The organism is Thiosulfatimonas sediminis, assembly GCF_011398355.1.
Taxonomy (GTDB): Bacteria; Pseudomonadota; Gammaproteobacteria; order Thiomicrospirales; family Thiomicrospiraceae; genus Thiomicrorhabdus; species Thiomicrorhabdus sediminis_A.
Window position 1 is genome coordinate 957,593 of record NZ_AP021889.1, and the last position, 26,904, is coordinate 984,496.

Consider the following 26,904-nt stretch of genomic DNA (forward strand, 5'->3'; position numbering starts at 1 on the left):
CTCATGTTGTATCGAATTAAACGGCGTATATTGGTTGCCGCTTTAGGCATTGGCTTGGGTTATTCATCGGCAACTTTTGCCTTTAGCTTGGGCGAATTATTTGGGTTTGGCCGTTCCGATGAGTCAAATCCGCAACAAGCGGCAGCAGAGAAAACGCAATCAGCCAATCAGCCGGTCGATTCGATGGAGCAGCAGATTAAGCAGATTGATCAAGAAATTTTAATTTTGCGTGCTGAATTGGCGCTTAAAAATGGTGATATCTCGCAGTTGCAGCAGCAGATTAATCAGTTGGAGGCCTCTGGTGTTTTACCACTTTTTGTGGAGCGCGTTGCACAGCTAAAGACCCATCTTGAACAAGGCAAAAGCAAGCCCAGTTTATTTGAATTTTTAGGTTTGACTGGCACTCGGTTTGATGTTGATTTAACCGATCCAAACGCGGTAGTGGCCATTGTTTTACCGATGAGCGGTGATTATCAGCGTGTTGGTTCAAGTTTGTCGTTGGGGATTGAATCGGCACTCAAAAAACAGGGGTTTAAAGGACAGATTTATCATTTTGATACTGAGCAGTACGGTAATCTTTATTTGTTGTGGGAGCGTCTGAAAAACTTTCAACCGAATTTGATTTTCGGGCCTTTAAAAAAGCTCAATATTCAGGCGTGGCATGATTTGCAAACTGGTGTTCCAACGCTCTATCTCAATGATGCACCGATAAACTACCAGTCTTATGAGAAATCACTGTCGCCCAGCCGTTCTGGCGGAATGCTCAAGAGTGTCGACTATCTGCATAAAAACTTCTACAAAGGCGCATTGTTGTTAGCACAAGATGATGAACGTGCTGCCTTGCTACTGGACGAGTTCAATGCTTTGAATAATCAACAAGCTAAGTCGATGCCTTATGCAGTACAGCGTATTGAAACAAGTGTTGATGATGGTATTGAAAAAGGTTTAGGTATTGAAGAGTCCAAAGCGCGAGCGGCAGTGCTGCGAAAGCGCATTGCTCGCACGATTGAATTTGTGCCGCGTTCGCGGCAAGATTTAGATGCTGTGCTCAGTCTCTTGCCAGCGAATCAAGCGGTACAGGTCGCGCCATTCCTAAACCTCTACCAACTCAGTCATGTAAAGCATTTATGGTTTGCACCGCAGGTGCCAAAGTTGACCGATTTGACACTCTACCAGACTGCTTGGCAGGAAACTTACGCTTTTTTACCCACTTATCTTTACCAATCTTACCAACAAGAGGTGAATCTTCGCCCTCAGGCTGAATCTGGCATCTTTAATGCTTTAGGAACAGCGGCAGTGGAAATTTTGACCTTTTCCGATCAGTTTGACCAGCGTGACTGGTTAATCAATACCTCGGTAGGTCAAGTTGAAACGCGACCAACTGGGCAGTTCTATCTCTTGCCAGCTGTATATTTTTTGAACAACGCTAAAGTTGTTCCGGTGAATACCGATTAATTTATGGCGGGTGGCCGATACCGATTCTTAGTTGGTTAGTGCGATCTATTTCGTAACCTGAACAATTAAGGATATGGTGTGGCAGATCCAGACGACATTATTGACCCAAACGACCTTGATAGCATTGATGCTTTACTTGATGAAGCCGAGTTTGATTTAGGTGAAGAGTTGGAAGCGGTGGAGCCCGAGCCGGTTGTTTTACCGCCCGAGGTTGCTGTTGCCGACGACATTGAGCAGGTGCCTGAAGTGGACGATGGCCTTGTTGAAGAATCTGAGTTAGCTGTTGATATGCCAATCGAACAGGCTGCTAAGGTTGAAGAATCAATGTTAGAGGAGGTGGCGGTAGCGGCTGTTGCTGGTGCTGCGGCAGCCAGTTTACTCAAGCCTGAGGCACAACAACCCACGCAACGCAACGAACCGCCTGCAGAAACGCCAATCGAAAAAGATCCCATTGAAAAAATATTAGATGACCGGCAGCAGAATAAAAATAAATCAGAAATCACGGTGGAACAAATGGACTCGCTAAAAAAGATCATTATTATTTTTGGCTCAACCAGTATTGTGTTGATTCTAACCGCTATCGGCATTGGTGTTTGGGGGGCGATTTCAGCTTCTCATGCAGGGATCTCCGAAGAGACGCAGACGATGTTAGAAAGCATGAAAGTGAATGGCGATACGACGAATGCTGGAGTCAAAGAGATGAGGACCAGTTTAGAGTCGGTTGAAAAAAAATTGGATGCGATTAATTTTCAAGTTGAGCAGTTGGCCACTGATTTAATTACTTTGCAAGGCCAGCCAGCTAAACCTCAAGAGATGATTGATCCTTTAGGTTTGCATAAGCCAGCTGAACATAATCCTGTTGAACACAATCCTCCGGCAGTCGTTCAAACGCCGCCGATTGCGGCGCCTGCAACCATTACGACTGTCGTTGCTGACCCCCAAATTTTGAAAAAAATGGATTCAATTAACTATCGTTTGATTAAAGCACAGCAAGCGATGGACGCGATGAGTTCACAGATTAAAAACATTCAGCAAACCCAGCAAGAAGTTGTGCATGGCGTTAAAAGTGTTGAAAAGCAGCAGCTTTTAGAAATGAAAGAGCGTGCTGATTTGGCGGCAGAAAAAGCGGAAGCTGAAAAGGCGCAACAACACAAATCCAAAGCGAATCCGTATTCTTATCAAACGCCAGATGGGATGTTCTACGACCAACGTGTACAGGATTCTTATCCATAGGAGTTAGCATGATGCGAGTCATTATCTTAGCGTTATTTACGTTAGGTTTTGTCAGTGGTTGCGCGCAAAAACCGGTCCCGTGGGTAAAAACACATGCACAAAAAGCCTATGACCAGCTGGGTTTTGAAGAAGATCCTGGCAGTTCATTGACCGTGCCGCAATATTATCAAAGCAGTAACCAGCCGCTGGCGGAGCAAGCTGGACAAGTGCGCTATTTAAATGATATTTATCTGCAAAAAATGCAATAAGTTTGCAAAAAGATGTAAAGAAATAGAGATTCAGTCGTTACAGAAAGCAGGCGTTAAAACTAATCGCCACAATAATAAGGAGACTTAATAATGAAAAAGTCACACATTTTAATGGGATCTTTAATGGTGTCGATTGCTGCGCTGAGCGGCTGTAGTTCAACGCCTGAACAAGATGCACAAGGAAAAGATTGCTGTGGGCAACAAAGCGTTGCTACTAAAGAACAGCCAGCCACGGTTCATCAAAAGATTTATCAGCAAGTGATGCCACAACCTGAGCCACCTCATAAACCCGCTAAAGTGGAAAAGCCGGAATTGATTAAAATTACTGGTATTGGGTATGGAGCAGAAAGTACGTTTGAAGCTTACACGCCTGGTCAGCGTCGTTTAATGGCAATTCGCTCTTCTAAGTTAGATGCTTATCGCGCTTTAGCAGAACAGATTTCTGGAATTAAAATCGACAGTAATACTGCGGTTTCAACCCTGACCGCCAAAAACGATTCTTTTAGAGCGCGCGTTAATACGGTAGTACGTGGTGCGCGTGTAGTCAGTGTGACGCCGATGGCCGACAATAACTATGAAACGGTTTTGGAAGTGTACGTCGATAAAGGTTTTTTTGAAAAAGCGTTTGTTTACACCGCTGACGATGCAGGCATCGCTGAACCAGAAACCGCTTATCAAATTCAGTCTTATCAGTAGCAGTCGATAGCCGATTAATCCGTGATTAATTGGCGCAGGCTAAAGTGAGAGAGCGATGAAAAAACGCACTATACAATCCGCTGTTCTAGTGGTTTTGTTGATGGTTGAAGGTACCGCATTGGCTGCCAGTATCAGTACGCGAGTACGCATTTTGGAAGGTAAGGTGGCCAGTCAAGAACGCACGGTTAAGCAGGTATCTGAAACCAATGCCGCTCAGAAAGAGCAATTTGAACAGGGGATGAACAAGGTTCATCAACTGGAGAGAAAAGTTCAGCTATTGGATAAAAAATTTTCTGAACAGTTTGACGAAAAAGCGAAAACCAATGCCGTAAAATCGGGCGGTGATAAGCGTTACGCCTATCCCTAATCGTTATGATGTTGTTGGATTTTTGAGCAAAAGAAAGCGGCCAATTGGCCGCTTTTTTGCGTCTATGATGATTTGACGATGGATTATTAGTAATCGCTCAAGCCATCCCCGGTTTTTGCTGATTTGGAAGCCTGTGCTAATTCGATTTCTTTGGATTGAATAAAGAAGATCAATTTGCGTCGGTCTTCTTCTTTTAAGCCGTCATAGGTCATGGCGACTCGATTGATAGCCCCAAACTCTTTGGGTTGAATATTGACCACGCTAGCACGAACTAAAATAGGTGACTGGCTGTTTAACGGTTGCATTAACAGATCGACTTTATCATCCAAATCTATTTTTTCTTCGATATCAAAAGCGATGCCGTTGCCGCTTAAATTGACTAAGCGTTGCGGAATGGCTTTCATCATCTGTTCGCTGTTCAAGGTTTCCATCAAAAAGTTGAGCTTTGTGTTGATTGAGTTGATGGCATTTGCTAAAAGTGAACTGCGTTCATTGATTTGCACAATTGCGTCATTGATGTGTTTATCGAGAGTAATCAGATCTTGCATCATGTAGTTTTCAATGAAGTTACTGTCCGCACCATCCGGTAATGGGTTTTGCTCAATTTCGCTAGCCGGGATAACACGATAGCTACAACGCATCATTACATCAATACGAAAGTACGATCTTTGTCCAATCTTCATAATGCCTGTCCATGGTTGATTTGTTTTTAAGGATAAGTTGGGTAAATACTTTAACGTAAATTATGACGTAGCTAAAGAAAATATGGCAGATGTCAAAAAATGCGCTATACAAAAAAAATTAGAAGCATTTTTTAGACCAGAGTAGGGGGGAGAGGGTCGGAAATTGCGATAAAACAAAAAGATTAGGCTTCGCCAAGTTTCGCGCCACTGTTGCGATGCGGTTTTTCTGTGGTGCCTTTGGCGCCGTAGAGTTTTACCGAAGGATTTTGCCCTGTGATTAAATTCAGAGTAAAACGGTTGATTTTACTGAGGGTTTGTACCGCGATGCCGTTAGCTTGGTTTAGCTCAAAGGAAGCTGTTAACTTGTCGTTCAGTGCACTAAGTGCCTGTTTGGTTGGTTGGTCTAAACGATTGACAATAGCATCTGAGCCATTGAGCAGTGCCTGAAGATCGCATTGATGCTGGCTTAATAAATGGTTGCACTCTTTGGAGGCTTGCTCGAGTTGTTGGGAGAGTTGCTGTTTGTTGTTGGCAACCTCTTCAAGTTCGATAGCAGAGCCTTTTGCAATGCAAGTCGCCTCCTGTTGCAGGCAGTCAAAAAAAACATCAGCTATAGGTTTTAACTGGTCGATAACTTGATGAATGCTAGCATTGAATGCGTTTAGAGCCACGAGTTGATATCCTTAGAAGCGCGCAAAAAGAACTTCGGTTTGCATTAGTTTATCTGCAACTTTTTGTGCATCAACTTGATAGCTTCCAGAACTGATCGCTTCACGTAGCTGTGCAATGCGATCGCTGTTGTCCGCGTGAACATTTTTTGCCTTATCTTCTAAAGCACGAATTTGACTTTGCACATCGGTTAGCGTGACTTTATCGACACTGTTGTTAGACGTGTCAGACATTGCAATTGATTGATTTGAATCTGTAGCCTTTTCACCATTAATCGGCTTACCAGCATCGCTATTGCGACCACCTACCGCTTGGGGATTTATTGTTTTAATATCCATTTTCTTCGCCTCTTTATAAAACTCAGAGTTTTTATCTTGAAACTGTATAGAGAAGTGGGGTGACTTCTGCGTTATCAGTTATAGCGGCCGTGCTTTACAAAACTTGAGTAAAAAATCGAAATATTTAAGAAATATTTCCTCTCTTGGATTTGCCAGTTAATTAGGCTGTGCCTAGAGACTGCTTTTGATGCGTTTTAGATCGCTAAGTCATTCTTTATACAGTCAAAATTTAGAATTTTGCTAAGTCTACCATATTTGCATCCAGTCACGGAATATATACCGTATTCGGCGCAATGACCACGCCCTTGAGCGTTTTTCCGGATGACAAGTTTTTGACAGTGACCTGCTCATCGCGAACCGCGTTTTCTTGGGCTTCGCCGCGTGTAATCACTTCAACTGTACCGATGGTTGTGACAAGATTTACTTGGCGGTTTTTAAATACCCAAAATGGCGGTTGTAAGTCTCGTATTTTAAGCGGTTGATTGACCCCAATAGCACGTTTGGTTCGCATTCCTACGGCGTGCTGAGCATTGCTTAAAATTCCTCGTGGTGCGCTGCGGTATGGCATTAGGAGTTCAACGACATCTTCGGCTTGAATAGCGCTGCGCTTCATAATTGCGCGGCTGGCGACAACAACTTTGGTTTTGCCGTCAATTTCCGCTGGGATAAATACCTGCCATTTGGGCGCATTACAGCTTACCCCAATGGTCATCCTGCCAAGGAAGTCATCTGGATTACGATCATGTAACGTCAACGGTTGTTCGCATTTTGCTAGCTTAACGCTTTCACTTAATTCGCGGATGTTATATTCCGCTTCGTAAATGGTTTCATTTGGATTTCTTTGTGATTTCTCTTTGAGGTAATTTAAGACTAGCTGATGTATTTCGTCGCTTGACTGCACGGCGCGGCTATTATCACCATATCCATTGGATGCGGTGCTTAGAGCGAGCAAGGTAATCAGGGTGAGTAATTTGCGATGAAATGTCATTTTCTCGGTTTACTGTTAAAGGATTAAAAGCTCTAAAGCAAGTTAGATGCCTATATTTGAATGGTTGATGTTTTTACTAACTTGGCTTGAGCTTTGCTTGGATGATTTAACATCAAAAAATTCGTTAGCTCAACTCAAGGTTTTGCTGTTTAATCGAACCTGCAATATTTGCTAATTTCGCAAAGGATAAGGAGAAATTCATGTCTAACTTTTTAAAAGGGGTGGATCAGCGTACATCACTGGCCGGCATGAACCGAATGGAGCTGCTGCTGTTCAAAATTCGCGGAGAGCAACTGTTTGGCATTAATGTTTTTAAGGTGCGAGAGGTAATTCGTACGCCCAAAATCTCTCCCGTCCCTAAGGCGGATGCGCGTATTGTGGGGGTTGCCGATATTCGCGGTCAAACTATGCCGATGATTGATTTGGCACGCGCCCTCGATTTGGAGCCTATTCCAAAAGATAAATATTCTGAAAGCTTGACCATTGTGACGGAGTTTAATAGTTCTGTGCAGGGATTTTTAGTGGAAGATGTTGATCGCATTGTGCACTTACGTTGGGAGGATATTTTGCCGCCGCCGGAAACCTTGCAGAATATTAACTATCTGACTGGTATTACACGGGCGCAAGAACAGCTGGTGGAGATTGTGGATGTGGAAAAGGTCTTGGTTGAGGTGGCCGGTAACCGGACTGACGTGCCAGATGAGTATATTCAGAATAATAAACAGATTATTCAAGGCAAAAACTTCTTTGTCTTGGGTGCGGATGATTCGGTTGTTGCGCGTTCGCAGTTAAAAAATATTTTAGATAACTTAGGAATTACGAACCGAATTGTTAATAACGGTAAACGTGCTTTAGAGTTATTGCAGCAGTGGGCTGAAGACGCTGCGCAGGGTGATGGGTTGCCTGTTGCTGAACGTGTTTTGATGGTTATTTCGGATATTGAAATGCCTGAGATGGATGGCTACACCTTAACGACCAGCATTCGCAAAGATGAGCGTTTGAAAGATTTGTATGTGGTACTTAATTCGTCATTGAGTGGTGGTTTTAATGACAAGCTGACCGAGAAGGTTGGCGCCAATGTATTTATCTCTAAATGGCATGCTGACCAACTGGCAAAAATCATTGTTGCGCGAATTAAGCAGGTTGAAAGTACTGCTAAAGCCAGTTAAGGCTAGTTAAGGCGACATTAAGGTGAATCCGCCTTGTGTCAAAATGCATCTGAGCGTTGGAGTGAAAATGCGTAGTAAATTCAATTATCGAGCTTTTTCAATCGTCGTATTTTTGCTGTCAAACGGCTTAGTGGCGCCAAGTTTGCAAGCGGATGACTTTGAATTTTGGGAGCCAGAAGCATCCGTTCAACAAGAGTGTCAGCCAGGGGTGCAATATCAGCGTAATGCACAAGGCGTCTGTGAGCCGGTGACTTCATTGAATGCAACGCAACCGATAAAAAAACCGTTAGTACAGAGCAAGCTTGCTGCCCAAAACAAGGGGTTGCCAAGTTGTTTTACGGTAAAAGGGCAGGCTTCCACCGAAGGCGTGGCGAATGAATTTGCAAAAAAAATGGCGATTCGCGAGGCTTTAAAAAATGCTTCCATGCAGCGTAATCTTGAGGTGAATAGTGATGTTACTTTGCAGAATCAGACAGTGCTGTTGGAGAATGAGCGTTTTGTCAGTCGATCACAGGTGCAAAGTTACACTTTGTTAAAAGAAGGATTGGAAGATCCATTAGATGTGTATGGTCAAGAGAAACCGAAGCCGCTCAATTATGAAGTGGAACTGGATGTTTGTTTGAGCGCCAAGCGCGGTCTTTGTCCTGATTTAAATGGGCGGCAATACGCGCCATCGTTGTTAGTTGCTCCTTTAGCTGTGGAAGATGTTGCTGGAGTGCGGGATTTACGTAATCTTGTAATTGGATACCAGCAGGAGTTGGAGCGACGTTTACAGGATAGCGGGCAGCCAAATATTCATTCATTGCTGGGAGCGGTTGACATCCAAGCAAATCTTCGTATCACTCCAAATTTAGATCAGCAATTATTGGAAGACTTATACGATCAGAGTGGTGCTCAATATTTGTTGTTGAGTGTACTGCGCTCAGCAACGAGTTTGCGCGAGGAGCAGGGATGGGGGACGCAAATTCAGCGTTATTACAATCAGGCCTTGGAAGATGATAGTCGCTATATTGAAGTGGATTGGTATGTGTTAGATTTGCTCGATAAACAAGTCGTACATCAGGTGCGTAACGGTTTTGATTTAAAAGGCGCGGTTCGTGTTAATCGAGACAGGATGTTCGGTACCAATGCGTTTTTTGCAACGGACACGGGTAAGGCGTTTGATCAATTACTGCAATACCAGAGTGCGAATGTTCTTGAGTTTTTGCATTGTAAACGTTTGGTCAGTAAGGTGATTGACGTCCGCGACGGAAAGTACTATCTCTTTTTAAACGCTGAATCGGGAGTGCAGGTTGGTGATGACTTGGCGGTTTATCATCGCATTGGCGCGCCTGTGAATGTATCCGGACGCAGTTTAGGGTCGGAATACGAGCCGGGCGCATTTTTAAAAGTGACGGCGATTCAAGCCAACTTTGCGATTGCGGAACTGAGTGCGTCAAAAAATGTAGTGCAAATTGGCGATCTAGTCCGTCCTTGGTAGAAGGGCTAGTCAGCATTTCTCTTAATATCGGCAAATTTTTCCGCATCATGTTTAGTCGATGCCGACTTTGTCGATTCATTTCGTTATATCAAAAATCCCACTAAGGCCGTATATAACGGCCATTTTGAATTTTTCTTGAAAGATTATCTTAAAAAAATCGCTTTTGGCATCATCCTTGTTAAGTCTTAGTTAGTTCAATTTACTCATGTCAGAATTTTGGGCGTAGCTTTAGCAACGCGCAAATGGTTTGATCGATGGAGGATGGTATGGCCGAGTCAATATTTGGTATTCATGAAAGAGCACTGCAAGTGCGTACCATGCGCGGTGAAGTGTTGGCCAGTAATTTGGCGAATGCCGATACACCAAACTATAAAGCGCGTGATGTTGATTTTCGCCAAGCATTGCGTGCTGAAAGCGATAAATTTGCTAAAGATTCACTGCCAATGGCGCATACCAGTGGTCGACATATGACTGGTGATGCTCTGTTAAATACGCAAGATTTTTTGAAATATCGTATGCCGACTCAGCCCTCGTTGGATGGCAATACGGTAGAAGCGCACATCGAAAAAGCCCAGTATATGGAAAATGCGATGCAACACCAAGCAACCTTAGAGTTTATTGATAGCAAAATTCAAGGGATTCGCGGCGCGCTGAAAGGCGAATAAGTCGGTATAGATTTTAGGAGAGAGTGATGTCCTTATTTAAAGTATTAGATATTTCCGGTACGGGGATGCACGCGCAAACAGTGCGCTTAAATACCATCGCGTCGAACATGGCCAACGTCGATAGCGTGAGCTCGAATAAGGATGAAACCTATCGCTCCAAACAGCCGGTTTTTCAGACAATCTTGGAAGGTAATATGAATGAGCCAGCGATGGGTGTGCGCGTAAAAGAGATTGTTGAAAGCCAGGCGCCTTTAAAAATGGAATATAACCCGAATCATCCGATGGCAAACGAAGAGGGATACATCTTCCGTCCAAATGTCGATATTAACGAGGAGATGGCGAATATGTTGTCCGCCTCTCGCTCTTATGAGACCAATATTGAAGTAATGAATACATCAAAACAGTTGCTGCTGCGTACCATTCAGCTTGGCAAATAAGGAAAGGATTTGAATCATGGATATTAGCTCACTTTTATCACCCAACAGTTCCGATTATGTCGCTAGCTTACAGCAAGGCAGCAGTTCTGCATCTTCTGCGCCGGATCAGGTTATGGGGCAAGCCGATTTTTTACGTTTATTGACCACACAGTTGCAGAATCAAGATCCCTCTAAACCGATGGACCCAACCAGCTTTGTCACGGATTTGACGCAAATGAGCCAATTGGAATCGACGGTGCGCATGAATGAATCGATTTTGGCAATGACCAGTAGCTTTCAGAATATACAGACCATGCAAGCGGCATCGATGATTGGTAAAAGTGTGCAGGTAGAGGGTTCAATGTTCACGCATACTCAAAATGAGGCATCACAATTTCGCCTAAAAACCGATAAGCCGATGAATGATGTTGCCTTGGTTGTGTCCGATAAAGATGGCAAGGTGCGTGAAATTTCGATTGGCACCTTGGCCGCTGGTGAGAAAAACTTCTCTTGGGATGGTAAGGATGATTTGGGTAATGTGATGAATTCCGGCGATTATGAGTTGACCGCTTACGGTACCAATGACAACGGTGATTTGGAGATGATTGGTTCGGTGGTTGCATCACGCGTTAATTCAATTAGTGTTAATAGCGACGGCAGTATGACCTTAAGTTTAGCAACCGGTGAACGTATTAGTATGGATGCGGTGCGTGAAATTAGCGGCTAATTTTGCCGCATTTATGCCGATTTTAACCGCTAAAAGTTGGCATCGCATTTGCTATGTTTAGATAACAGAATAATTTGATTTACTGATTACGCATCGGGCTGGCAAGACCCAGCTCGGCAAGAAAATACAAGCACGGGCTTTGGTAGACAGAATTTAATAAGACACACAAGGAGAAAGATCATGGGTGTAGCTTATGACTTAAATGCATTAAGTGGGATTAACGCAGCATCAACTGGATTGGGCGTTATTTCTAATAACTTGGCCAACTCGCAGTCGGTCGGTTTTAAAAGTTCGCGTGCGGAATTTGCGGATATGTTTTCTGGGCCACAAAATTCACCGGGTAACGGGGTTCGAGTTGCAGCCGTGACCCAAGACTTCACCCAAGGAACGATTGCCGGCACCGGTCGAGAGCTGGATATGGCAATTGATGGCGAAGGCTTTTTTGTTTTGGAAGATAAAACGGGACGCTATGACAATGTGTATACCCGTAATGGATCCTTTAAATTGGATAAAGACGGCTTTCTGACTGATCAGACAGGCAACAAAGTTCAGGGCTTTTTATTGAATGAAAATATATCCACCACCACCAATCCAGTGTTTGATACCACGCTGAGTTCGATTGATTTGGATGATTTGAATAAAGAGCCAAAAGCCACTGATGAAATGACCTTTGATATCAACTTGAATGGTGAAGCCGACAACAACGTTGATGGCAATTTAACGGCAACCCCAGGTTCGATTGACAATTCGGTTGGTGGAACCACGCCAATTGGTGGAGCCACCTTATCGAATATTGCAAAATTGACGGATTTTGAAACCGAAGGGGCTTATGGCGGTTTTCCAGATTACGTAACCACCGAAACCATTCATGACACTTTGGGCGGGGAGCACCGTTTAACAGCCAATTTCTATAAACGTGATGTGGTGACGACAGGTCCTGGGGTTAACGGTTCAGATTTGACTTATGATGCGGCCACCGATACCTACTCTCAGGTTGCAACTGGGACAGGCGATACAAAATATACCAGTTGGTTGGTGCAGTACACGATGGAAGATTACGACCAAGAAACTGGGCAATGGGTGACCAGTGGTCATGCAGAGGGCGCGACACCAGGTGAGGCGACGGCAGACGGCGGGTTAGTTTATGAGTTGCGTTTTGACACCAATGGTAAATTGATTGATGTTCGTGAGCCTTTAGAGCAAAACACTCAAGCAGCGGGAACCGGCGGTAACATCAATATTGTTGGACAAGATACGGCGAATACTGCGTTGGATCCTGCAAGCTGGGTATCGGTAAATTCTGCACCGAGCATGAAATGGGTTGTGGATGCGCCTTTTACTGGAGCGAGTGATCCATTGGGTAATACTGCTGATACGACGATTGGGATTGAAGTAGATTTTGAAGAAATGACCCAATTTGCCGGCTCTTCTATTACCCGTGGTGTGACACAAAATGGTTATGCGGTTGGTGATTTAATCGGTTTGACGACCGGTTTGGATGGTGTCATTCAAGCGCGTTATTCAAACGGACGCTCCGTACCAGTTGCTCAGGTGGCTTTGGCAAATTTTGCCGATAAAAACGCCATGGAAAAACTCGGTGGTCAAACTTACGCGGAAACCTTTAGCTCGGGTACCCGTCAATTGGGGCAACCGCAATCGGTTGGTTTGGGAACCATTAATGCTGGTTCATTGGAGTATTCCAACGTGGATGTTGCTGGTGAGTTGGTCAATATGATTCAAACTCAGCGTACTTATCAGGCATCTGCTCAGGTTATTTCGACGTCACAGCAGTTAACGCAGACTATCCTACAGCTATAATCTTTAAGCGCTTTAATCTTCAGCCGGCATTTATTGCCGGCTTTTTTATGGGCGCTCCATTTTTTGCCTTATCGTTATTAACGGCCTAAGCTCCAGAACTTTAGCGTAAATAATTTTATTGTTTAGAGTTTTTGGCACGCTGCCTGCTAAGTTTTACTTGAGAAAAGAAATGCGTCAAATCGCTAACACACAAGAGAAAACTTAGCCTTTAGGATTAAGGCTCGACATAGTGACTATGTCATCGGGGTAGTGGTTTTAGGATGAGGCAGCTGCCCCTCTTTTTAATTATTGTTTGGAGTCTTTGTTATGGACCGGATGTTATATGTAGCCATGAGTGGCGCTAAGGAAGTGATGCTTTCGCAGGCGAATAACTCAAACAATTTGGCCAACGCCAATACTGACGGCTTTAAAAAAGACTTCAATATTTTCCGTGCCCAGCATATGGAAGGGCCGGGGCAGCACACTCGTACCTATGCATTAGATGAGCGTCCAGCAACCGACTATACACCGGGAGCGATTAAAGTCACTGGTCGAGATTTAGACTTGGTCACTCGAGGTGATGGTTTTATGGCAATTCAAACCCCAAAAGGGGATGAGGCCTATATCCGTACAGCCAGTGCGCAGATTTTGCCGAATGGCGATATGGTCGATGTCAGCGGAAATCCTGTGCTCAACGAGGGCGGCGCACCAATCAACGTGCCGCCTTATGAAAGTATTGCCATTGGCGATGATGGTACGATTACGATTGTGCCGGCTGGTGCGCAAGGAAATCAGCAAGTGGTATTGGATCGTTTGCGTCTGGTGCAGCCGGATGTCGCTAATTTGTACAAAGGCTTAGACGGTTTTAGTCGTCAGCGAGAAGGTTCGCCGGAATTAAATCAAGCAAGCGTTGCAGTGGTGAGTGGGGCTTTGGAAACCAGTAATGTCAATACTGCCGAGGCGCTCGTGAATATGATTGAGCTGTCGCGCCAATATGAGTTGCAAGTCAAAATGATGGCAACCAGTAAAAATCACGCTCAGAAATCCGATTCGCTGTTGTCTGTTCGTTAATGTCTTAAGGAGATAAAGATATGAATCACGCACTCTATATTGCAAAAACCGGTTTAGAGGCTCAGCAATTTCGTCTGGCTGCGATCTCTAACAATATTGCGAACGCCAATACTTATGGCTTTAAAGCCGGGCGCGCTGAATTTAACGATTTGATTTACCAGAATGTACGTCAACCTGGGGCCCAGGCCACTCAAGATGAAGCGAATACGCTGCCTTCTGGTCTGCAATTAGGGACCGGGGTTAAAGCCATTGGCGTGCAAAAAATTCATACCCAAGGCAATATCATGGTGACTGATAATCAGTTGGATTTGGCGGTCGAGGGCAAAGGTTTTTTCCAAACCTTAGACCAAGATGGCAATTTGATGTACACCCGTGACGGTTCTTTTGAAGTTAATCAGAACGGGGATATTGTCACGTCATCGGGTTATTTACTGGAACCCAATATTAATGTCCCACAGGACGCGACAGAGATATCCATCACCAGTGACGGTGCCGTGTTTGTGTCACAGCCAGGCAACGTTGGACAGAATCAGATTGGTCAGATTGAGTTGGCTACCTTCATTAATCCAGCGGGTTTGGAATCTTTAGGAAAGAACTTCTATGCAGAAACCACTGCGAGTGGCGCGCCAAATATCAATAATCCGGACACCGCAGAAGCCGGTTCAGTATTACAAGGTGCGTTAGAGTCTTCTAACGTTAATACTGTCGAAGAGTTGATTGGCATGATTGAAGCGCAGCGCACCTATGAAATGAACTCAAAAGCCATCTCTGCTGCTAACGGTATGATGCAGTATCTGAATAACAACACCTAATAGCATAATGGCAAGCCAAGTTTGAGTCATTAAGGAGGGTTTATGAATCGCAGAATGAACATATTATTAATCGGTCTAGGTGCGATTGTGGTTGCGCAATTAGCAGGATGCGGCAGTACGCCGCAGCGCCATCAAGAGCTTAACTACGCGCCAAGTTATCCGGTGAATATTCCAAAGCCGCAGCAACCCACCAATGGTTCTTTGTATCAGCCTGGGGCTATGACATTGTTTGATGATTCGCGCGCCCATCGAGTTGGCGATATTATCACCATTAATTTGGATGAAAGTATGACGGCCAATAAAAAAGACGAGGCTAAATACGATAAATCGAATAGTCAAGATTATGGCATTAACACGCCGCTGAACATTACTGCGCCGGGTGGTTTATTGGGTGGCGTGGTGGGTGGCGTCGGAAAGGCGGCAGTTGGTTTGGGTATTGGGTATGGCTCAAACGGTTCTTTTTCCGGTAAAAGCGATGTTAAGCAAAATTCCAGTTTAAGTGGTTCGATTTCTGTCACCGTGGTGGAAGTGATTCCCAATGGCAACTTAATGATTCGTGGTGAAAAATGGATTACCATTCATGAAGGTGATGAAGTGGTCCAGTTTGCCGGAATTATTCGTCCGGACGACATTCAACCGGATAATACGATTTCGTCACAAAAGGTTGCCGATGTGCGTTTGGTGTATAAAGATGTCGGCATGAGTGGGAATACTGCGCGTGCCGGGGTTGCAACCGAGTGGCTAAGTCGTTACTGGCCGTTTTGATCTTATCAACCGTAGGCATGCAGGGCTGTGCTTACGGTTATTGTTATGGTTTTTAGGCGCGAACTTGTTTTGTGCCTGAAGTCACTTACGGATTCTGTGTCGTCTATGTTTACAGGCGTTGAGTTTCAGACAGTTTCTGTGAATATCCTTAAAAATTCTTCCCTGTTTTAATCTATTAAACGTCTTCTGGCATAAACACTGCTGATAACTTCTTATCACAGGGCAACCTGTTTTTCTGAGTTTAGGAGGGGTTATGCATCGTCTGATATTTACGCTTTTCGCGTGTAGCATGGTTTGGAGTAGTTGCAGTTATGCTGAACGGATAAAGGATATCGCCAATGTCGGCGGTGTGCGTTCCAATCATCTGGTCGGATACGGTTTGGTTGTCGGGTTAAATGGCTCTGGTGACAAAACCCCGTTTGCTGAGCAAAGCCTATTAAGTATGTTGAATAAATTTGGCATTAAGGTGCCAGACGGGGTGAGTACTAACACGAAAAATGTCGCGGCGGTCGCTGTGCATTCCGAATTACCAGCATTTGCTAAATCGGGTCAAAAAATTGATATTACCGTTTCCTCTTTGGGAAATGCGAAAAGCTTGCGCGGCGGCACCTTGTTAATGACGCCGCTCAAAGGGGTAGATGGTAATGTTTATGCATTGGCGCAGGGTAATTTGGTGGTTGGCGGTTTAGATGCCAGTGGGGCAGATGGCTCGCGAATTACGATTAATGTGCCGAGCGTCGGGCGTATTCCCAATGGCGCTATGGTTGAAAAAACCGTCAATACCGGATTTGATCTGGGTAATAGCATTCGTCTTAATCTGAAAAATGCCGATTTTACGACGGCGACAAATTTGATGAACACCATTAATGAACAACTTGGGGAAGGCACGGCGAAAGCATTGGATGGCGAAACGGTTGAAGTTTTGGCACCGCGAATGGCCAACCAACGTGTTGCATTTTTGTCGATGATTGAGAATATGGAAGTGGTCACCGGTGATGCACCAGCCCGAATAATCGTTAATTCACGTACCGGAACGGTCGTGATTGGCCAGCACGTTACCGTGAATCCAGCGGCAGTGACTCACGGTAGTTTGACGGTTAAAATCAGTGAAGATACTCAAGTAAGTCAGCCAAATGCGTTAGGCGGTGGAAACACCGCGCTAACCGCCAATAGTGGTGTCGATGTTCAGCAGGGCAGTGGCCGGATGTTTAATTTTCCAAAAGGTGTTTCATTGGATGATATCGTGCAGGCGGTGAATAAAGTGGGTGCTGCGCCGGGTGACTTGGTGGCAATTTTGGAAGCTTTAAAGCAGTCTGGTGCGTTGAAAGCCGAATTAATGATTATTTAAAACGGGGCGCAGTAAGATGGAAGGACTTGATTTTAAAAATCTCAGTGCGGTCGATTCGATGCGCCAAAAAGCGCAGAACGTGGCGGATAGCAACGCGCTGAATGATTTGAAAACCACCGCCAAACAAGATCCAAAAGAGGCGCTACGCCCAATGGCGGAGCAGTTTGAAGCGCTCTTTTTGCAACAGGTTATGAAAGAAGCACGCAAGGTCTCTTTTGATGAAGGCTGGTTGGACGGCAATCAAGGCGATTTTTACAAGGACTGGCATGACAGTCAATTGGCGCAAAGTTTATCTTCTAAAGGTTCTTTAGGTTTGGCCGATAGTATTGTTGAGCAGCTGGCGCCCAAAATTGATAATGTTTATACGCCGGAGCAGTTTTACGCGTTGCAAGCGCAAAAACAGCAGGCGTCAGAATCCTTGCCATCCGCTAAGCACATAGATGAGACGCCAACAGCGCCTGCGGGCTTTGCCAGTACGGCCAGTGCCTTGCAATTTAGAAAGCAAAATTAATCAATTGAATCGGCAGTGAAGCGTCGATTGGAGAGACACTATGGCAGATATGTTAACCATTGGGACTTTGGCAACGAGCACCTTTAAACGGGCGTTGGATGTCACCAGTCACAACGTCGCAAATGTGACCACCGAAGGTTACAGTCGCCAGCGTGCTGAAATTGTCAGTAATACGCCAAACGTTGTCGGCAGCGCCTTTTTAGGCGGTGGTTCAGCAGTCAGTACCATCGAACGTATTAATGCGGATTATATTCAACGCCAGCTTTACGGTAGTTCAGCTATGTTAGAGCGTTATGATGCTTCCTATTCTTTGGCAACTCAAGTGGAAGGCATTGTCGCTGGCAATGATGACGGCGTTAAAGATTTTATGCAGCGCTATTTTGATAGTCTGCAGACGCTTGCAGCCAATCCGACCTCCAGTGTGTCACGCCAATTATTGCTTGACGAAGCAGGCAATTTGCAAAGTCATGTGAGTAACCTTTCCAGTGTTTTGAACGATTTGGAAGTGCAGACTAATAACCAAATTACCGATTTGGGCAAAGAAATTAATAGTCGTTTAGAGAGTATTCAAGAGATCAATAATCAGGTGTCTCGCGCCTTGGCGGTTGGAACGCAACCGCCGAATGATTTACTTGACCAGCGTGACCAAGCCATTTTGGAATTGAGTCAATATATCGATATAAAAACCTTCCCGCAAGACGACGGTAGTATTGATGTGCACGCCGGTGGTGGAAAAATTCCGCTGATTACTTCCAATACGTTAACCAAGTTGGAAGTTGCCGCCAGTCCCTTTCAAGATGAAGGGCGGGTTGAAGTTTACGCATTTATCGGTGGGGATCGCCGCGTTGTCAGTGACAAAATTACAGGTGGTCAATTAGGCGGCGTTTTAGATTTTAGAACAGAGATGCTTGACCGTGCGCAAAACGATTTAGGTTTAACTCTAAACGGCATGGTTGCGTCAATGAATTGGCAGCACTATCAAGGTTATGACATTAATGGCGAAGCGGGTGGCGATTTGTTCGCCCCGTTAAGTGTTGATGCGCTTAATAATCGCAACAATACCGGCGTGGAAGACGGCGAAAATTTTGTGATTAGCTTTAATCCAAATTACGATGGTGTAACGGCTGGAACTCAACCACCTTATACCGGAACACTTGGTGTGGATGTCGATGGTCAACCGGCAACCTATGGCGATAAAAAAGCGTTGTTAGATAATGCCATTACGCAAATCGGTAACTTTGCCTCGCGTGAGTATGAAATTCGTTTTGACGGTACGGACTATCAGTTTTATGACCATAAGAGCAAAGAGTTACTGACGCCGCTGGAGCAACCTGCAGGTTCTAATCGTTTTCAATTGGATGGGTTGGAATTTGATTTAAGTGCCTCTTTGGGGAGTGATGTCGGAGATGTGTTTTTGGTCAAGCCCCATCAAGCCATCTTGGATAGTTTTGAAGTCGCTTTGCGGGATCCAGAGAAATTGGCAACCCGAGGACAGTCGCCGGTAGAAACCGGTGCTTTTACCGGTACTTCCGGTGCGCCTTTAACGGATAGCAGTCCTCCTGAAGCCGCGGCGTATGGTGATAATACCAATATGGCGAATATGGCCAGCTTGCAGACCAAAGAGATTCTGTTCAGTGATGATAATGGGGTTGCCTCGAGTACATTACTGGGTGGCTATTCGATAATGGCCAGTAATGTTGGGCTGTATGTGCGAGGCAACGACATTCAGTTAACCGCTCAGGAAAACGTTTATCAACAATTGGTTGATCGCCGCGATTCACTTTCTGGGGTTAGTTTAGATGAAGAGGCCGCCAATTTATTGCGCTTCCAGCAGGCTTATGAGGCGTCGGCACAAATTATTTCCACGTCGCAATCATTGTTTCAAACACTGTTGAGTGTGGTTAGAGGATAGCATTATGCGTATTTCAACGAGTCAGTTTCATAGTCAAGGTGTGACCTCGATTCAAAGACACCAAGAAGATATTCTAAAAACGCAGTTACAGCTAAGCACCGGTAAACGCGTCAATGCGCCCGGCGATGATCCGGTTGCACTCAGCCAAATAAACGCGTTAAAAAGCACCATGTCGACCATTGATCAATTCGCTAAAAATGGCGATTACGCAAAAAGTCAGTTAGTTTTGGAAGAAACCGCAATTGGCGATAGCATCAGTTCGATTCAGCGCGCGCGCGAGCTAGCCATTCAAATGTCGAATGACACTTACAATGCCAGCAATCGCGCACAGGCAGCGGCCGAAGTTGGGCAGATTATTGAGCAGATGCGCAATATGATGAATTACAGTAATTCCGAAGGCGAAAAAATCTTTGCCGGTAGTAGTGTGAATGTCGAACAAGCATTTGTGCCAGATCCGCGAAATCCAGGGTATTACGCTTATGTTGGCAGCCCGCAATCCGATCAGACAGCGCTCACCACCGCTACAGCGGTCGCTTTGGATGTCCAAGCCAATTACGGTTCACGATTTGTGCAGATTGGTTTTGATGACAATGATTACTTAGAAGCGGATGATTTTGGCGATGCTTCGCGTGTGCGCATCACCGACAATGGTTCGGCGGTATTTAAAACCGACGGCAATAGCGTTGCGGTTGATGGTGTCTTTGTTACCGATGGCCCAGTTGACAATAATATTTTGAATACGATGGTGAGTTTGAAAAACTTTCTTGAAGCCGGTGAGCGTCCACCTGACGAACTGATTTTGGATATGGATTCGGCCTTGGAAAACTTGTCTTTTGTACGTGCTGAAATTGGGGGGCGCCAAAACCGCATTGAATCGCAATATGATGGTGGTGAAACTTTTAAACTGGCCTTGGAAGAGCGTCGCATGAATTTGGAAGAGACCGATATTGTTAAAGGGATCACCGATTTAACCCAACAGCAGAATGCATTGCAAATGGCGCAGCAGGTGTTTACACGGGTCAGTGAAATGTCGCTGTTTAATTACTTGCGTTAGATTCTTTCAAGTTAAGTTTTGCTGATTAAACGTTGAATTTAGAGAACTGGTACTGCTTTTGCTTAATGACGATATAACGTCGTGATTGAGTAGGCAGTATTATGTTTTTTAGCAAATCTTCAACGGTGTGGATTATCGCCGGCAGTTCGTTGTTATTGCTGGGCGCATCTTACGCATCTTCGATGCATAGCTGGGTTAACCAGCAGCCACGAGCGCAAAGTGCCGCTCCAGTTGTCATTCCAACATCCTCAGCGATGACGCTGGTCTCGACTCGTCCGTTGCCCGTGACCTTGCCGCCAAGTGATTCATCCAGTCAAGCATTGAGTGAGGCGGCTATTGTCGCGCCGTCTAAGAGCCCAGCCCCTCAAATATTGCAGGAGAGTGCTCAATCTCAGCAACCAGAAATCTCTGTTCGTTCACCCGTATCATTAGTCGATTCTGTGCCCAGTCAAGCGAAATCATTGTCGACACCGATGGTGTCCATCGATGAGATTTCCGGAGTTGCTGAGGCTGCAACACCGCCTGAGCAGGTCCCGCCGACGATTATGACCCACACTGTGCCAATGACGCCAAGCGTGCAGCGGCCGCAACAGATTCAGGCCCACGCGTATGAAGATGAGATTATTGTTGAGTTTCCAGCGCAACTGGCGCGAACCACACAGATTAAAAAAGCTTTAAGCACGATAATGCTCGCTGATGTCTCTTTGGAGCAGATGGATTTGCTTAAGCCGGCAAAATTCAATACACAGAATGAACCCTATTACTTTAAGCGGGTACGTGATAAGTCTAACTTTTCGATTCGCTATCCGGCACAAGCGTATGAATATGCCAAGGTCTTGTTAAACGAGAACGCTTATTGGGTTGCGGATGAGGCTCAGCAGTTTTTGCACGTCCGTATCCCATTACACTCTCCGGATGCGCCTTTGGCCTCTTTGTTACGTCAAGCGCCAAATGCCAAACAAAGCCTATCGTTAACCGTTCCAAACGAGGTCGAGCAGTATCGTCGCTGGGCTCAGCATTATGCGCAAGCTTATAAAGTGCCGGTGGATATGGTTTTGGCCGTCATGCAGGTTGAGAGTGCTTTCAATCCACAAGCCAGAAGCCGCTCCAACGCCTTAGGGTTGATGCAAATTAAAGCCGAAGCAGCAGGCCGAGATGTGTTTACCTTGATCGATGGCCATAATCGCGCACCAAGTGAAGAGGAGTTATTGAACCCGCAAAACAATATCCGGATTGGTGCCGCTTATTTAAGTTTGTTAGACCAACATTATTTTGGCGATGTGAGCGATGCAAAGAAGCGTGAACTCCTAGTTATTTCTGCCTATAATGCGGGATTAAATACGGTTTTAAAGTTGTTTGCAAACACACCGAAAGCCGCGCTTGAAAAGATTAATCAATTGACTGTGCAGCAGCTTTATCAACGTTTGCAGAGTCAGCACGAAACGCAAGAAGCGCGAGAATACGTTGATAGAGTTCTGAATGCGAGACAGCAGTTGAGTTAGCTCATTTGGGGAAAATTAAAATGGAATTTTGGCAAGGCAAGCAAGTTTTAGTGACGGGGGCGGACGGTTTTATTGGTTCTCACCTGACTGAGGCATTAGTTCAGGTGGGCGCTAAAGTGCGCGCCTTAGTCATTTATAATTCGTTTAATTCTTGGGGGTGGTTAGACAGTTCGCCCTATAAACAGCAAATTGAGGTGGTGAGCGGAGACGTGCGAGATCCGTTCTTCTGCAAACAGATTACTCAAGGATGTCATACGGTCTTTCATCTTGCAGCCTTAATTGCGATTCCTTATTCCTATGTTGCGCCCAATTCTTACGTTGAAACGAATGTTAATGGCACCTTAAATATCGCGCAGGCGTGTTTAGAAAACGGTGTGCATCGTCTAATGCATACCTCTACCTCGGAAGTTTACGGTACGGCGCAATATGTCCCCATTGACGAAACACATCCTTTGCAGCCGCAGTCGCCTTACAGCGCCAGTAAAATCGGTGCTGACGCCATGGCAATGTCTTACTACAATGCTTTCGAATTACCAGTATGCATTGCGCGTCCCTTTAATACCTATGGGCCAAGACAATCAGCTAGAGCGGTAATCCCAACGATTATTAGCCAGATTGCCAGTGGCAAAAAACAGATTCAACTTGGCGACACTTCGCCCACACGTGATTTTAATTACGTGACCGATACTTGTCGCGGTATGCTGGCAATTGCGGCGGCGAAAAGTACCATTGGTAAAACGGTCAATATCGGTTCTAATTTTGAAATTTCTATCCAAGATACCTTGAACCTCATCAAGCAAATAATGCAGTCTGATGTGGAGTTTGTGACCGATGCTCAACGTCTGCGCCCTAAGGATTCCGAAGTGTTTCGTTTATGGTGTGACAATTCCTTAATCAAAGACTTAACGGATTTTGTCCCACAGTACGATATCCTTTCTGGATTGACGCAAACCATTGAGTGGTTTTCACAACCGCAGAATCTAAAGCATTACAAAGCGGATATTTATAATGTCTGAATTTTTGCCGATTTATCAAGCGGTTCGCGCGCATTACGGTGACGGTTTTATTCCACTGCACGCGCCTTGCTTTGCGGGTGAGGAAAAAGCGAAGTTAGTGGATTGTATCGACTCTACATTTGTCTCGTCGGTTGGTAAGTACGTGGATGAATTTGAGCAGCGTATTGCCGAGTTTACTGATGCAAAGTATGCCGTGGCCGTTGTTAATGGCACCATGGGGTTAATGTTGGCTTTACGGGTTGCTGGAGTGCAAGCCGGCGATTTGGTGATAACCCAATCATTAACCTTTGTCGCGACCGCGAATGCAATTTCTATGTTGGGCGCCGAGCCGCTATTTTTGGATGTTGATAAATCGACTCTGGGTTTAAGTGCTGGAGTGCTGGAGCACTTTTTAAACACTGAGTGCCGTTATCGAGATGGAATTTTACATCATATTGACAGTGGCCAGCGCATCGCCGCCTGTGTGCCTATGCACACTTTGGGAATGACCGGTGAAATCCGCAAAATAGCAGAGTTATGTCAAGCCTATGGCGTGAAATTGATTGAGGATGCGGCGGAAAGCTTAGGTTCGTTCGTTCAAGGTCAGCATAGCGGCACTTTTGGCGATATGGGCGTTTTTAGTTTTAATGGCAATAAAATCATTACGACCGGTGGTGGCGGGGTCTTGGTCACCAATGACGCCACTTTAGCAAGTCAGGCCAGACATTTAAGTACGACCGCAAAGATTCCGCATGCTTGGGAATTTACGCATGATGAAATCGCTTATAACTTACGAATGCCTAATTTAAATGCCGCTTTAGGTGTGGCACAAATCCAGCAATTACCGGTATTTCTAACAGAGAAACGCCAGCTTGCCGCTTTTTACCAGCAGGCGTTTGCTGACGCAGAAGGGTTTTCTTTTGTGCGCGCGCCGGCGGATAATGCCAGCAATGCTTGGCTTAATGCCCTCTGCTTTGAGATGCCAGAACAAGCACAGCGCTTTTTGGCGGAGTCCAACGGGCAGGGTATCCAAACACGTCCGCTATGGACGCCGATGCATCAATTGGAAATCTATCAATCTTGTCTGCGCGGCGCTTTGCCAAATACCGAATTTCTTGCGGCGCGATTGGTTAATATTCCCAGCGGCGTGCGCAGCTGATGCTCAGTCAACAGCCCTTAATGTTAATTGGTGGCGGGGGTCATTGCCGCAGCTGTATTGATGTCATTGAATCCACTCATTTATTCCAGATTAAAGGGATTGTCGAGGCGGATAACGCGTCTGTTGATGCGAGTCTTGCCTACCCATTGCTCGGTTATGATCGCGATTTAATTCCGCTGTTAAACGAGACGCCGAATTGTCTGATAACCATCGGTCAATTAAGCAACCCGAAAATTCGACAATCGGTTTATCAGCACTTATGCTCACTGAATGCAAATATGCTGACAGTGATCTCTGCGCACGCTTATGTGGCGTCAACCGCGAGTATTGGCAAAGGCACGATTGTGATGCATCAAGCATTGGTGAATGCTTATGCGCAGATTGGCGAAAATGGCATTATCAATTCGCAAGCGCTAATAGAGCATGACTGTGTGATTGGCAATGATTGTCATATTTCTACGGGCGCAAAAGTGAATGGTGGCGTCACTATTGGACGTGGCTGCTTTATTGGCAGTGGCGCGGTGATTAAACAAGGCCTTAGCCTCAGCGATAATGTTGTGGTTGGCGCGAACAGTACCGTTTTGAGGGACATTACTCAGCCGGGTATTTATACGGGAGTGATTAAATGAAAGTGTTTATTATTGCTGAAGCGGGCGTGAATCATAATGGCTCATTGCAAACCGCGAAGCAGTTGGTTGACGCGGCCGCAAAAGCGGGCGCTAATGCAGTGAAATTTCAAACTTTTAAGGCCGAAGAATTGGTGACTCCTGGCGTGTTGCAAGCAGAGTATCAAACCGTCAATAGCGGGATTGAAGAGAGTCAGCTCTCGATGCTCAAACGACTTGAATTGGATCTGTTCTCGCACCGTGCTTTGGTGGCCTATTGCGACCAGAAAAAAATTGAATTTATGTCAACGCCATTTGATTTGTCGAGTATTGATCTGCTCAAAAATTTAGGCATGCGGCGCTGGAAAATCCCGTCGGGCGAACTCTTGTCAGTGCCGTATTTACGCAAGATTGCGGCTTTTAACCGTTCAACCATTTTGTCTACCGGTATGGGCTCCATTGAGGAAGTTGAATTTTCGGTAAAAACTTTGTTGGACGCTGGTTTAGCTCGTAAAAACCTTGCTATTCTGCATGCCAATACTGCGTATCCAACCCCCTACAGCGATGTGAATTTACGCGCGATGCAAACGCTACAAGATACCTTTGATCTCCCGGTTGGGCTGTCTGACCACTCGCTCGGGATTGAAGTGCCGATTGCCGCAGTTGCAATGGGTGCTTGTGTTATTGAAAAACATTTTACCTTAGATAAAACCTTGCCAGGGCCAGACCATAAAGCCAGTTTGGAACCGCATGAACTTAAAGCGATGGTGACTTCGATCCGAAATATTGAAAAAGCTTTGGGAACCGGTGAGAAACGGCCATCGGTTTCCGAAGCGATGAATATCGAAATTGTTCGTAAACGTATTGTAGCGGCTTGTGAGATTCAAGCGAATGAACGCTTTAGTGCCGACAACTTGACCATCAAACGGGCTTCCAGTGGCGTTGATGCGCGAGACTGGGATGCGGTGATTGGCCAAACCGCTAGGCGACATCTGCAGCCCAATCAGGCATTGCAAGAGCGTGACTATGCCTAAGCCGTATCGGATTGCGTTGGTCACAAGTGGTCGTGCGGATTATGGACTGCTAAAGCCGTTGTGGTTGGCCTTAGAAGCCGATGCCGAGTTTTCTCCCAGCATGATTGCTACCGGCTCTCACTTAGTGGCGGAGCAAGGCAATACGCTAGATTTTCTCAAGAATGAGGGCATTACGCCGTTATATACCGTAGATATGAAAATTTCTGGTGATTCGGCAGCCGCCTTAGGTGCTGCATCAGGGCTTGGATTAGCGTGTTTTGCGGAATTTTTTGAACGCCATGATTTCGATTTATTGGTTATTTTGGGTGATCGTGTTGAGATGTTGGCGGTGGCGACCGCTGCACTGCTCAATCGCTTGCCGATTGCGCATATTCATGGCGGTGAAGCGACTTTTGGTATGCTTGACGATGCGGTACGTCATAGCTTAACAAAACTCTCGGCGTTGCACTTTGTTGCGCATCCTGTTTATGCTCGACGGGTTATTCAGATGGGGGAAGCGCCGCAGCGTGTTTTTACCGTGGGCGCAATCGGTTTGGATAATGTGACGCAAATTCCTCGGTTATCGGTATCGGAATTAAGTCAACGCACTGGGATGGATTGGTCAAAACCGACGATTTTACTAACCTATCATCCGGTGACCCTAAATGCGCCTTCTTTGGCTTACGCAGAAATGCAAACCGTATTGGCCGCCGCCTTAGCCAGTGACCTACAAATTTTAGTTACGATGCCGAATATTGATGCCGGTGGCGGCCAGATTTATCAAGCGATTATTGAGGGCCAGCGAGCCGCCGCAGAGCAATTGCATTTTGTGAAATCCTTGGGGCAACAGGGGTATTTAAGTGCGATGCAACACTGCGCTTTGCTCTTGGGCAATTCGTCAAGTGGCATTATTGAAGCCGCTTCGTTTAAAAAGCCAGTGGTGAATATCGGTGAGCGCCAACTTGGTCGCTTAGCGGCTAAAAATGTTTGTCATGTGACTTGTGATACGCAACAGATTTTAAACGCGATTAATCAGGTGAGCAGTGTGGATTTTCAGCAGTCATTAGCGGATTTGCAAAATCCATACGGTCAAGGCGAGAGCGCGGCGAAGATTCTTGTCGAGCTTAAAAAAATTAATCTCGATGACCGTAATGGTTTATTGAAAAAAGGTTTTGATGATTTGCCGGCTCCAACGGAGCAGGCCGAATAGAAAAGAATAAGCAACT

At 45.5% G+C, this 26,904-nt stretch carries 28 protein-coding genes; 24 read left to right on the forward strand and 4 right to left on the reverse strand.

Features of this window, described 5'->3' with window-relative positions:
- Nucleotides 1-3 precede the first annotated feature (3 nt).
- The 5 genes from HRR27_RS04375 to HRR27_RS04395 all read left to right on the forward strand — a co-directional run bounded on the left by HRR27_RS04375 (nt 4) and on the right by HRR27_RS04395 (nt 3,999).
- On the forward strand, nt 4-1,455 hold the full coding sequence (locus tag HRR27_RS04375) for a penicillin-binding protein activator (RefSeq protein WP_173271259.1): 1,452 nt from the start codon (nt 4-6) through the stop codon (nt 1,453-1,455).
- Nucleotides 1,456-1,533: 78 nt separating this feature from the next.
- A complete protein-coding gene (locus tag HRR27_RS04380; RefSeq protein WP_173271261.1) occupies nt 1,534-2,688 on the forward strand; it encodes a hypothetical protein in 1,155 nt (384 codons plus the stop codon).
- 8 nt (nt 2,689-2,696) lie between these two features.
- A complete protein-coding gene (locus tag HRR27_RS04385) occupies nt 2,697-2,936 on the forward strand; it encodes a hypothetical protein (RefSeq protein WP_173271262.1) in 240 nt (79 codons plus the stop codon).
- A 90-nt stretch (nt 2,937-3,026) separates the two neighbouring features.
- Nucleotides 3,027-3,632, forward strand: coding sequence for an LPP20 family lipoprotein (locus HRR27_RS04390; protein WP_173271264.1), 606 nt, complete (start codon nt 3,027-3,029; stop codon nt 3,630-3,632).
- 55 nt (nt 3,633-3,687) lie between these two features.
- Nucleotides 3,688-3,999, forward strand: a complete 312-nt coding sequence (locus HRR27_RS04395; protein WP_173271266.1) for a hypothetical protein — start codon at nt 3,688-3,690, stop codon at nt 3,997-3,999.
- 86 nt (nt 4,000-4,085) lie between these two features.
- Here HRR27_RS04395 and HRR27_RS04400 read toward each other — a convergent pair whose 3' ends face one another.
- From HRR27_RS04400 to flgA, 4 genes are all read right to left on the reverse strand, one after another.
- Nucleotides 4,086-4,682, reverse strand: a complete 597-nt coding sequence (locus tag HRR27_RS04400) for a PilZ domain-containing protein (RefSeq protein ID WP_173271268.1) — start codon at nt 4,680-4,682, stop codon at nt 4,086-4,088.
- Nucleotides 4,683-4,864: 182 nt separating this feature from the next.
- Complete coding sequence (gene flgN, locus HRR27_RS04405) at nt 4,865-5,353, reverse strand: flagellar protein FlgN (RefSeq protein WP_173271270.1); 489 nt, start codon at nt 5,351-5,353, stop codon at nt 4,865-4,867.
- A 12-nt stretch (nt 5,354-5,365) separates the two neighbouring features.
- The gene (gene flgM, locus HRR27_RS04410) at nt 5,366-5,689 is read right to left on the reverse strand and encodes a flagellar biosynthesis anti-sigma factor FlgM (RefSeq protein WP_173271272.1); all 324 of its coding nucleotides are present in this window, start codon (nt 5,687-5,689) and stop codon (nt 5,366-5,368) included.
- 265 nt (nt 5,690-5,954) lie between these two features.
- A complete protein-coding gene (flgA, locus tag HRR27_RS04415; RefSeq protein WP_173271274.1) occupies nt 5,955-6,677 on the reverse strand; it encodes a flagellar basal body P-ring formation chaperone FlgA in 723 nt (240 codons plus the stop codon).
- A 200-nt stretch (nt 6,678-6,877) separates the two neighbouring features.
- On the opposite strand from flgA, the gene HRR27_RS04420 reads away from it, so the two are divergent.
- The 19 genes from HRR27_RS04420 (at nt 6,878) to neuC (ending at nt 26,888) form a co-directional block, all read left to right on the forward strand.
- A complete protein-coding gene (locus HRR27_RS04420) occupies nt 6,878-7,846 on the forward strand; it encodes a chemotaxis protein (RefSeq protein ID WP_173271276.1) in 969 nt (322 codons plus the stop codon).
- Between the two features lie 67 nt (nt 7,847-7,913).
- Entirely contained in the window at nt 7,914-9,326 is a 1,413-nt protein-coding gene (locus HRR27_RS04425; protein ID WP_173271278.1) for a hypothetical protein, read from the forward strand.
- Nucleotides 9,327-9,592: 266 nt separating this feature from the next.
- Entirely contained in the window at nt 9,593-9,991 is a 399-nt protein-coding gene (gene flgB, locus HRR27_RS04430; RefSeq protein WP_173271280.1) for a flagellar basal body rod protein FlgB, read from the forward strand.
- Nucleotides 9,992-10,017: 26 nt separating this feature from the next.
- The gene (flgC, locus tag HRR27_RS04435; protein ID WP_173271282.1) at nt 10,018-10,428 is read left to right on the forward strand and encodes a flagellar basal body rod protein FlgC; all 411 of its coding nucleotides are present in this window, start codon (nt 10,018-10,020) and stop codon (nt 10,426-10,428) included.
- Between the two features lie 16 nt (nt 10,429-10,444).
- The gene (locus HRR27_RS04440) at nt 10,445-11,134 is read left to right on the forward strand and encodes a flagellar hook assembly protein FlgD (protein WP_173271284.1); all 690 of its coding nucleotides are present in this window, start codon (nt 10,445-10,447) and stop codon (nt 11,132-11,134) included.
- 180 nt (nt 11,135-11,314) lie between these two features.
- On the forward strand, nt 11,315-12,952 hold the full coding sequence (locus HRR27_RS04445; RefSeq protein WP_173271286.1) for a flagellar hook protein FlgE: 1,638 nt from the start codon (nt 11,315-11,317) through the stop codon (nt 12,950-12,952).
- 306 nt (nt 12,953-13,258) lie between these two features.
- Complete coding sequence (locus HRR27_RS04450; RefSeq protein WP_173271288.1) at nt 13,259-14,002, forward strand: flagellar basal body rod protein FlgF; 744 nt, start codon at nt 13,259-13,261, stop codon at nt 14,000-14,002.
- Between the two features lie 20 nt (nt 14,003-14,022).
- The gene (flgG, locus tag HRR27_RS04455) at nt 14,023-14,814 is read left to right on the forward strand and encodes a flagellar basal-body rod protein FlgG (RefSeq protein WP_173271290.1); all 792 of its coding nucleotides are present in this window, start codon (nt 14,023-14,025) and stop codon (nt 14,812-14,814) included.
- Between the two features lie 42 nt (nt 14,815-14,856).
- On the forward strand, nt 14,857-15,579 hold the full coding sequence (locus HRR27_RS04460; RefSeq protein WP_173271292.1) for a flagellar basal body L-ring protein FlgH: 723 nt from the start codon (nt 14,857-14,859) through the stop codon (nt 15,577-15,579).
- 253 nt (nt 15,580-15,832) lie between these two features.
- On the forward strand, nt 15,833-16,927 hold the full coding sequence (locus HRR27_RS04465) for a flagellar basal body P-ring protein FlgI (RefSeq protein ID WP_173271294.1): 1,095 nt from the start codon (nt 15,833-15,835) through the stop codon (nt 16,925-16,927).
- 16 nt (nt 16,928-16,943) lie between these two features.
- On the forward strand, nt 16,944-17,438 hold the full coding sequence (locus tag HRR27_RS04470) for a rod-binding protein (protein WP_243830883.1): 495 nt from the start codon (nt 16,944-16,946) through the stop codon (nt 17,436-17,438).
- 40 nt (nt 17,439-17,478) lie between these two features.
- A complete protein-coding gene (flgK, locus tag HRR27_RS04475; protein ID WP_173271296.1) occupies nt 17,479-19,350 on the forward strand; it encodes a flagellar hook-associated protein FlgK in 1,872 nt (623 codons plus the stop codon).
- Between the two features lie 4 nt (nt 19,351-19,354).
- Nucleotides 19,355-20,404: a flagellar hook-associated protein FlgL gene (gene flgL / locus HRR27_RS04480; protein WP_173271298.1), complete on the forward strand. Its 1,050-nt coding sequence runs from the start codon at nt 19,355-19,357 to the stop codon at nt 20,402-20,404.
- Between the two features lie 101 nt (nt 20,405-20,505).
- Entirely contained in the window at nt 20,506-21,906 is a 1,401-nt protein-coding gene (locus tag HRR27_RS04485; protein WP_173271300.1) for a murein transglycosylase domain-containing protein, read from the forward strand.
- 20 nt (nt 21,907-21,926) lie between these two features.
- Entirely contained in the window at nt 21,927-22,922 is a 996-nt protein-coding gene (locus tag HRR27_RS04490) for an NAD-dependent 4,6-dehydratase LegB (RefSeq protein WP_173271302.1), read from the forward strand.
- Nucleotides 22,915-24,060, forward strand: a complete 1,146-nt coding sequence (locus tag HRR27_RS04495) for a LegC family aminotransferase (RefSeq protein ID WP_173271304.1) — start codon at nt 22,915-22,917, stop codon at nt 24,058-24,060. The genes HRR27_RS04490 and HRR27_RS04495 overlap by 8 nt, the downstream gene beginning before the upstream one ends.
- Nucleotides 24,060-24,689: an acetyltransferase gene (locus HRR27_RS04500; protein WP_173271306.1), complete on the forward strand. Its 630-nt coding sequence runs from the start codon at nt 24,060-24,062 to the stop codon at nt 24,687-24,689. The genes HRR27_RS04495 and HRR27_RS04500 overlap by 1 nt, the downstream gene beginning before the upstream one ends.
- Nucleotides 24,686-25,699, forward strand: a complete 1,014-nt coding sequence (neuB, locus tag HRR27_RS04505; RefSeq protein ID WP_173271308.1) for an N-acetylneuraminate synthase — start codon at nt 24,686-24,688, stop codon at nt 25,697-25,699. Before HRR27_RS04500 ends, neuB begins: the two co-directional genes overlap by 4 nt.
- A complete protein-coding gene (gene neuC / locus HRR27_RS04510) occupies nt 25,692-26,888 on the forward strand; it encodes a UDP-N-acetylglucosamine 2-epimerase (RefSeq protein WP_173271310.1) in 1,197 nt (398 codons plus the stop codon). Before neuB ends, neuC begins: the two co-directional genes overlap by 8 nt.
- Nucleotides 26,889-26,904 lie beyond the last annotated feature (16 nt).

Excerpts from the sequence above, each read along its gene's own strand:
- HRR27_RS04375 (WP_173271259.1), top strand. The coding sequence starts at position 4 with ATGTTGTATCGAATTAAACGGCGTATATTGGTTGCCGCTTTAGGCATT.
- HRR27_RS04385 (WP_173271262.1), top strand. The coding sequence starts at position 2,697 with ATGATGCGAGTCATTATCTTAGCGTTATTTACGTTAGGTTTTGTCAGT.
- HRR27_RS04390 (WP_173271264.1), top strand. The coding sequence starts at position 3,027 with ATGAAAAAGTCACACATTTTAATGGGATCTTTAATGGTGTCGATTGCT.
- HRR27_RS04395 (WP_173271266.1), top strand. The coding sequence starts at position 3,688 with ATGAAAAAACGCACTATACAATCCGCTGTTCTAGTGGTTTTGTTGATG.
- HRR27_RS04400 (WP_173271268.1), bottom strand. The coding sequence starts at position 4,682 with ATGAAGATTGGACAAAGATCGTACTTTCGTATTGATGTAATGATGCGT.
- flgM (WP_173271272.1), bottom strand. The coding sequence starts at position 5,689 with ATGGATATTAAAACAATAAATCCCCAAGCGGTAGGTGGTCGCAATAGC.
- flgA (WP_173271274.1), bottom strand. The coding sequence starts at position 6,677 with ATGACATTTCATCGCAAATTACTCACCCTGATTACCTTGCTCGCTCTA.
- HRR27_RS04420 (WP_173271276.1), top strand. The coding sequence starts at position 6,878 with ATGTCTAACTTTTTAAAAGGGGTGGATCAGCGTACATCACTGGCCGGC.
- HRR27_RS04425 (WP_173271278.1), top strand. The coding sequence starts at position 7,914 with ATGCGTAGTAAATTCAATTATCGAGCTTTTTCAATCGTCGTATTTTTG.
- flgB (WP_173271280.1), top strand. The coding sequence starts at position 9,593 with ATGGCCGAGTCAATATTTGGTATTCATGAAAGAGCACTGCAAGTGCGT.
- flgC (WP_173271282.1), top strand. The coding sequence starts at position 10,018 with ATGTCCTTATTTAAAGTATTAGATATTTCCGGTACGGGGATGCACGCG.
- HRR27_RS04440 (WP_173271284.1), top strand. The coding sequence starts at position 10,445 with ATGGATATTAGCTCACTTTTATCACCCAACAGTTCCGATTATGTCGCT.
- HRR27_RS04445 (WP_173271286.1), top strand. The coding sequence starts at position 11,315 with ATGGGTGTAGCTTATGACTTAAATGCATTAAGTGGGATTAACGCAGCA.
- HRR27_RS04450 (WP_173271288.1), top strand. The coding sequence starts at position 13,259 with ATGGACCGGATGTTATATGTAGCCATGAGTGGCGCTAAGGAAGTGATG.
- flgG (WP_173271290.1), top strand. The coding sequence starts at position 14,023 with ATGAATCACGCACTCTATATTGCAAAAACCGGTTTAGAGGCTCAGCAA.
- HRR27_RS04460 (WP_173271292.1), top strand. The coding sequence starts at position 14,857 with ATGAATCGCAGAATGAACATATTATTAATCGGTCTAGGTGCGATTGTG.
- HRR27_RS04465 (WP_173271294.1), top strand. The coding sequence starts at position 15,833 with ATGCATCGTCTGATATTTACGCTTTTCGCGTGTAGCATGGTTTGGAGT.
- HRR27_RS04470 (WP_243830883.1), top strand. The coding sequence starts at position 16,944 with ATGGAAGGACTTGATTTTAAAAATCTCAGTGCGGTCGATTCGATGCGC.
- flgK (WP_173271296.1), top strand. The coding sequence starts at position 17,479 with ATGGCAGATATGTTAACCATTGGGACTTTGGCAACGAGCACCTTTAAA.
- flgL (WP_173271298.1), top strand. The coding sequence starts at position 19,355 with ATGCGTATTTCAACGAGTCAGTTTCATAGTCAAGGTGTGACCTCGATT.
- HRR27_RS04485 (WP_173271300.1), top strand. The coding sequence starts at position 20,506 with ATGTTTTTTAGCAAATCTTCAACGGTGTGGATTATCGCCGGCAGTTCG.
- HRR27_RS04490 (WP_173271302.1), top strand. The coding sequence starts at position 21,927 with ATGGAATTTTGGCAAGGCAAGCAAGTTTTAGTGACGGGGGCGGACGGT.
- HRR27_RS04495 (WP_173271304.1), top strand. The coding sequence starts at position 22,915 with ATGTCTGAATTTTTGCCGATTTATCAAGCGGTTCGCGCGCATTACGGT.
- HRR27_RS04500 (WP_173271306.1), top strand. The coding sequence starts at position 24,060 with ATGCTCAGTCAACAGCCCTTAATGTTAATTGGTGGCGGGGGTCATTGC.
- neuB (WP_173271308.1), top strand. The coding sequence starts at position 24,686 with ATGAAAGTGTTTATTATTGCTGAAGCGGGCGTGAATCATAATGGCTCA.
- neuC (WP_173271310.1), top strand. The coding sequence starts at position 25,692 with ATGCCTAAGCCGTATCGGATTGCGTTGGTCACAAGTGGTCGTGCGGAT.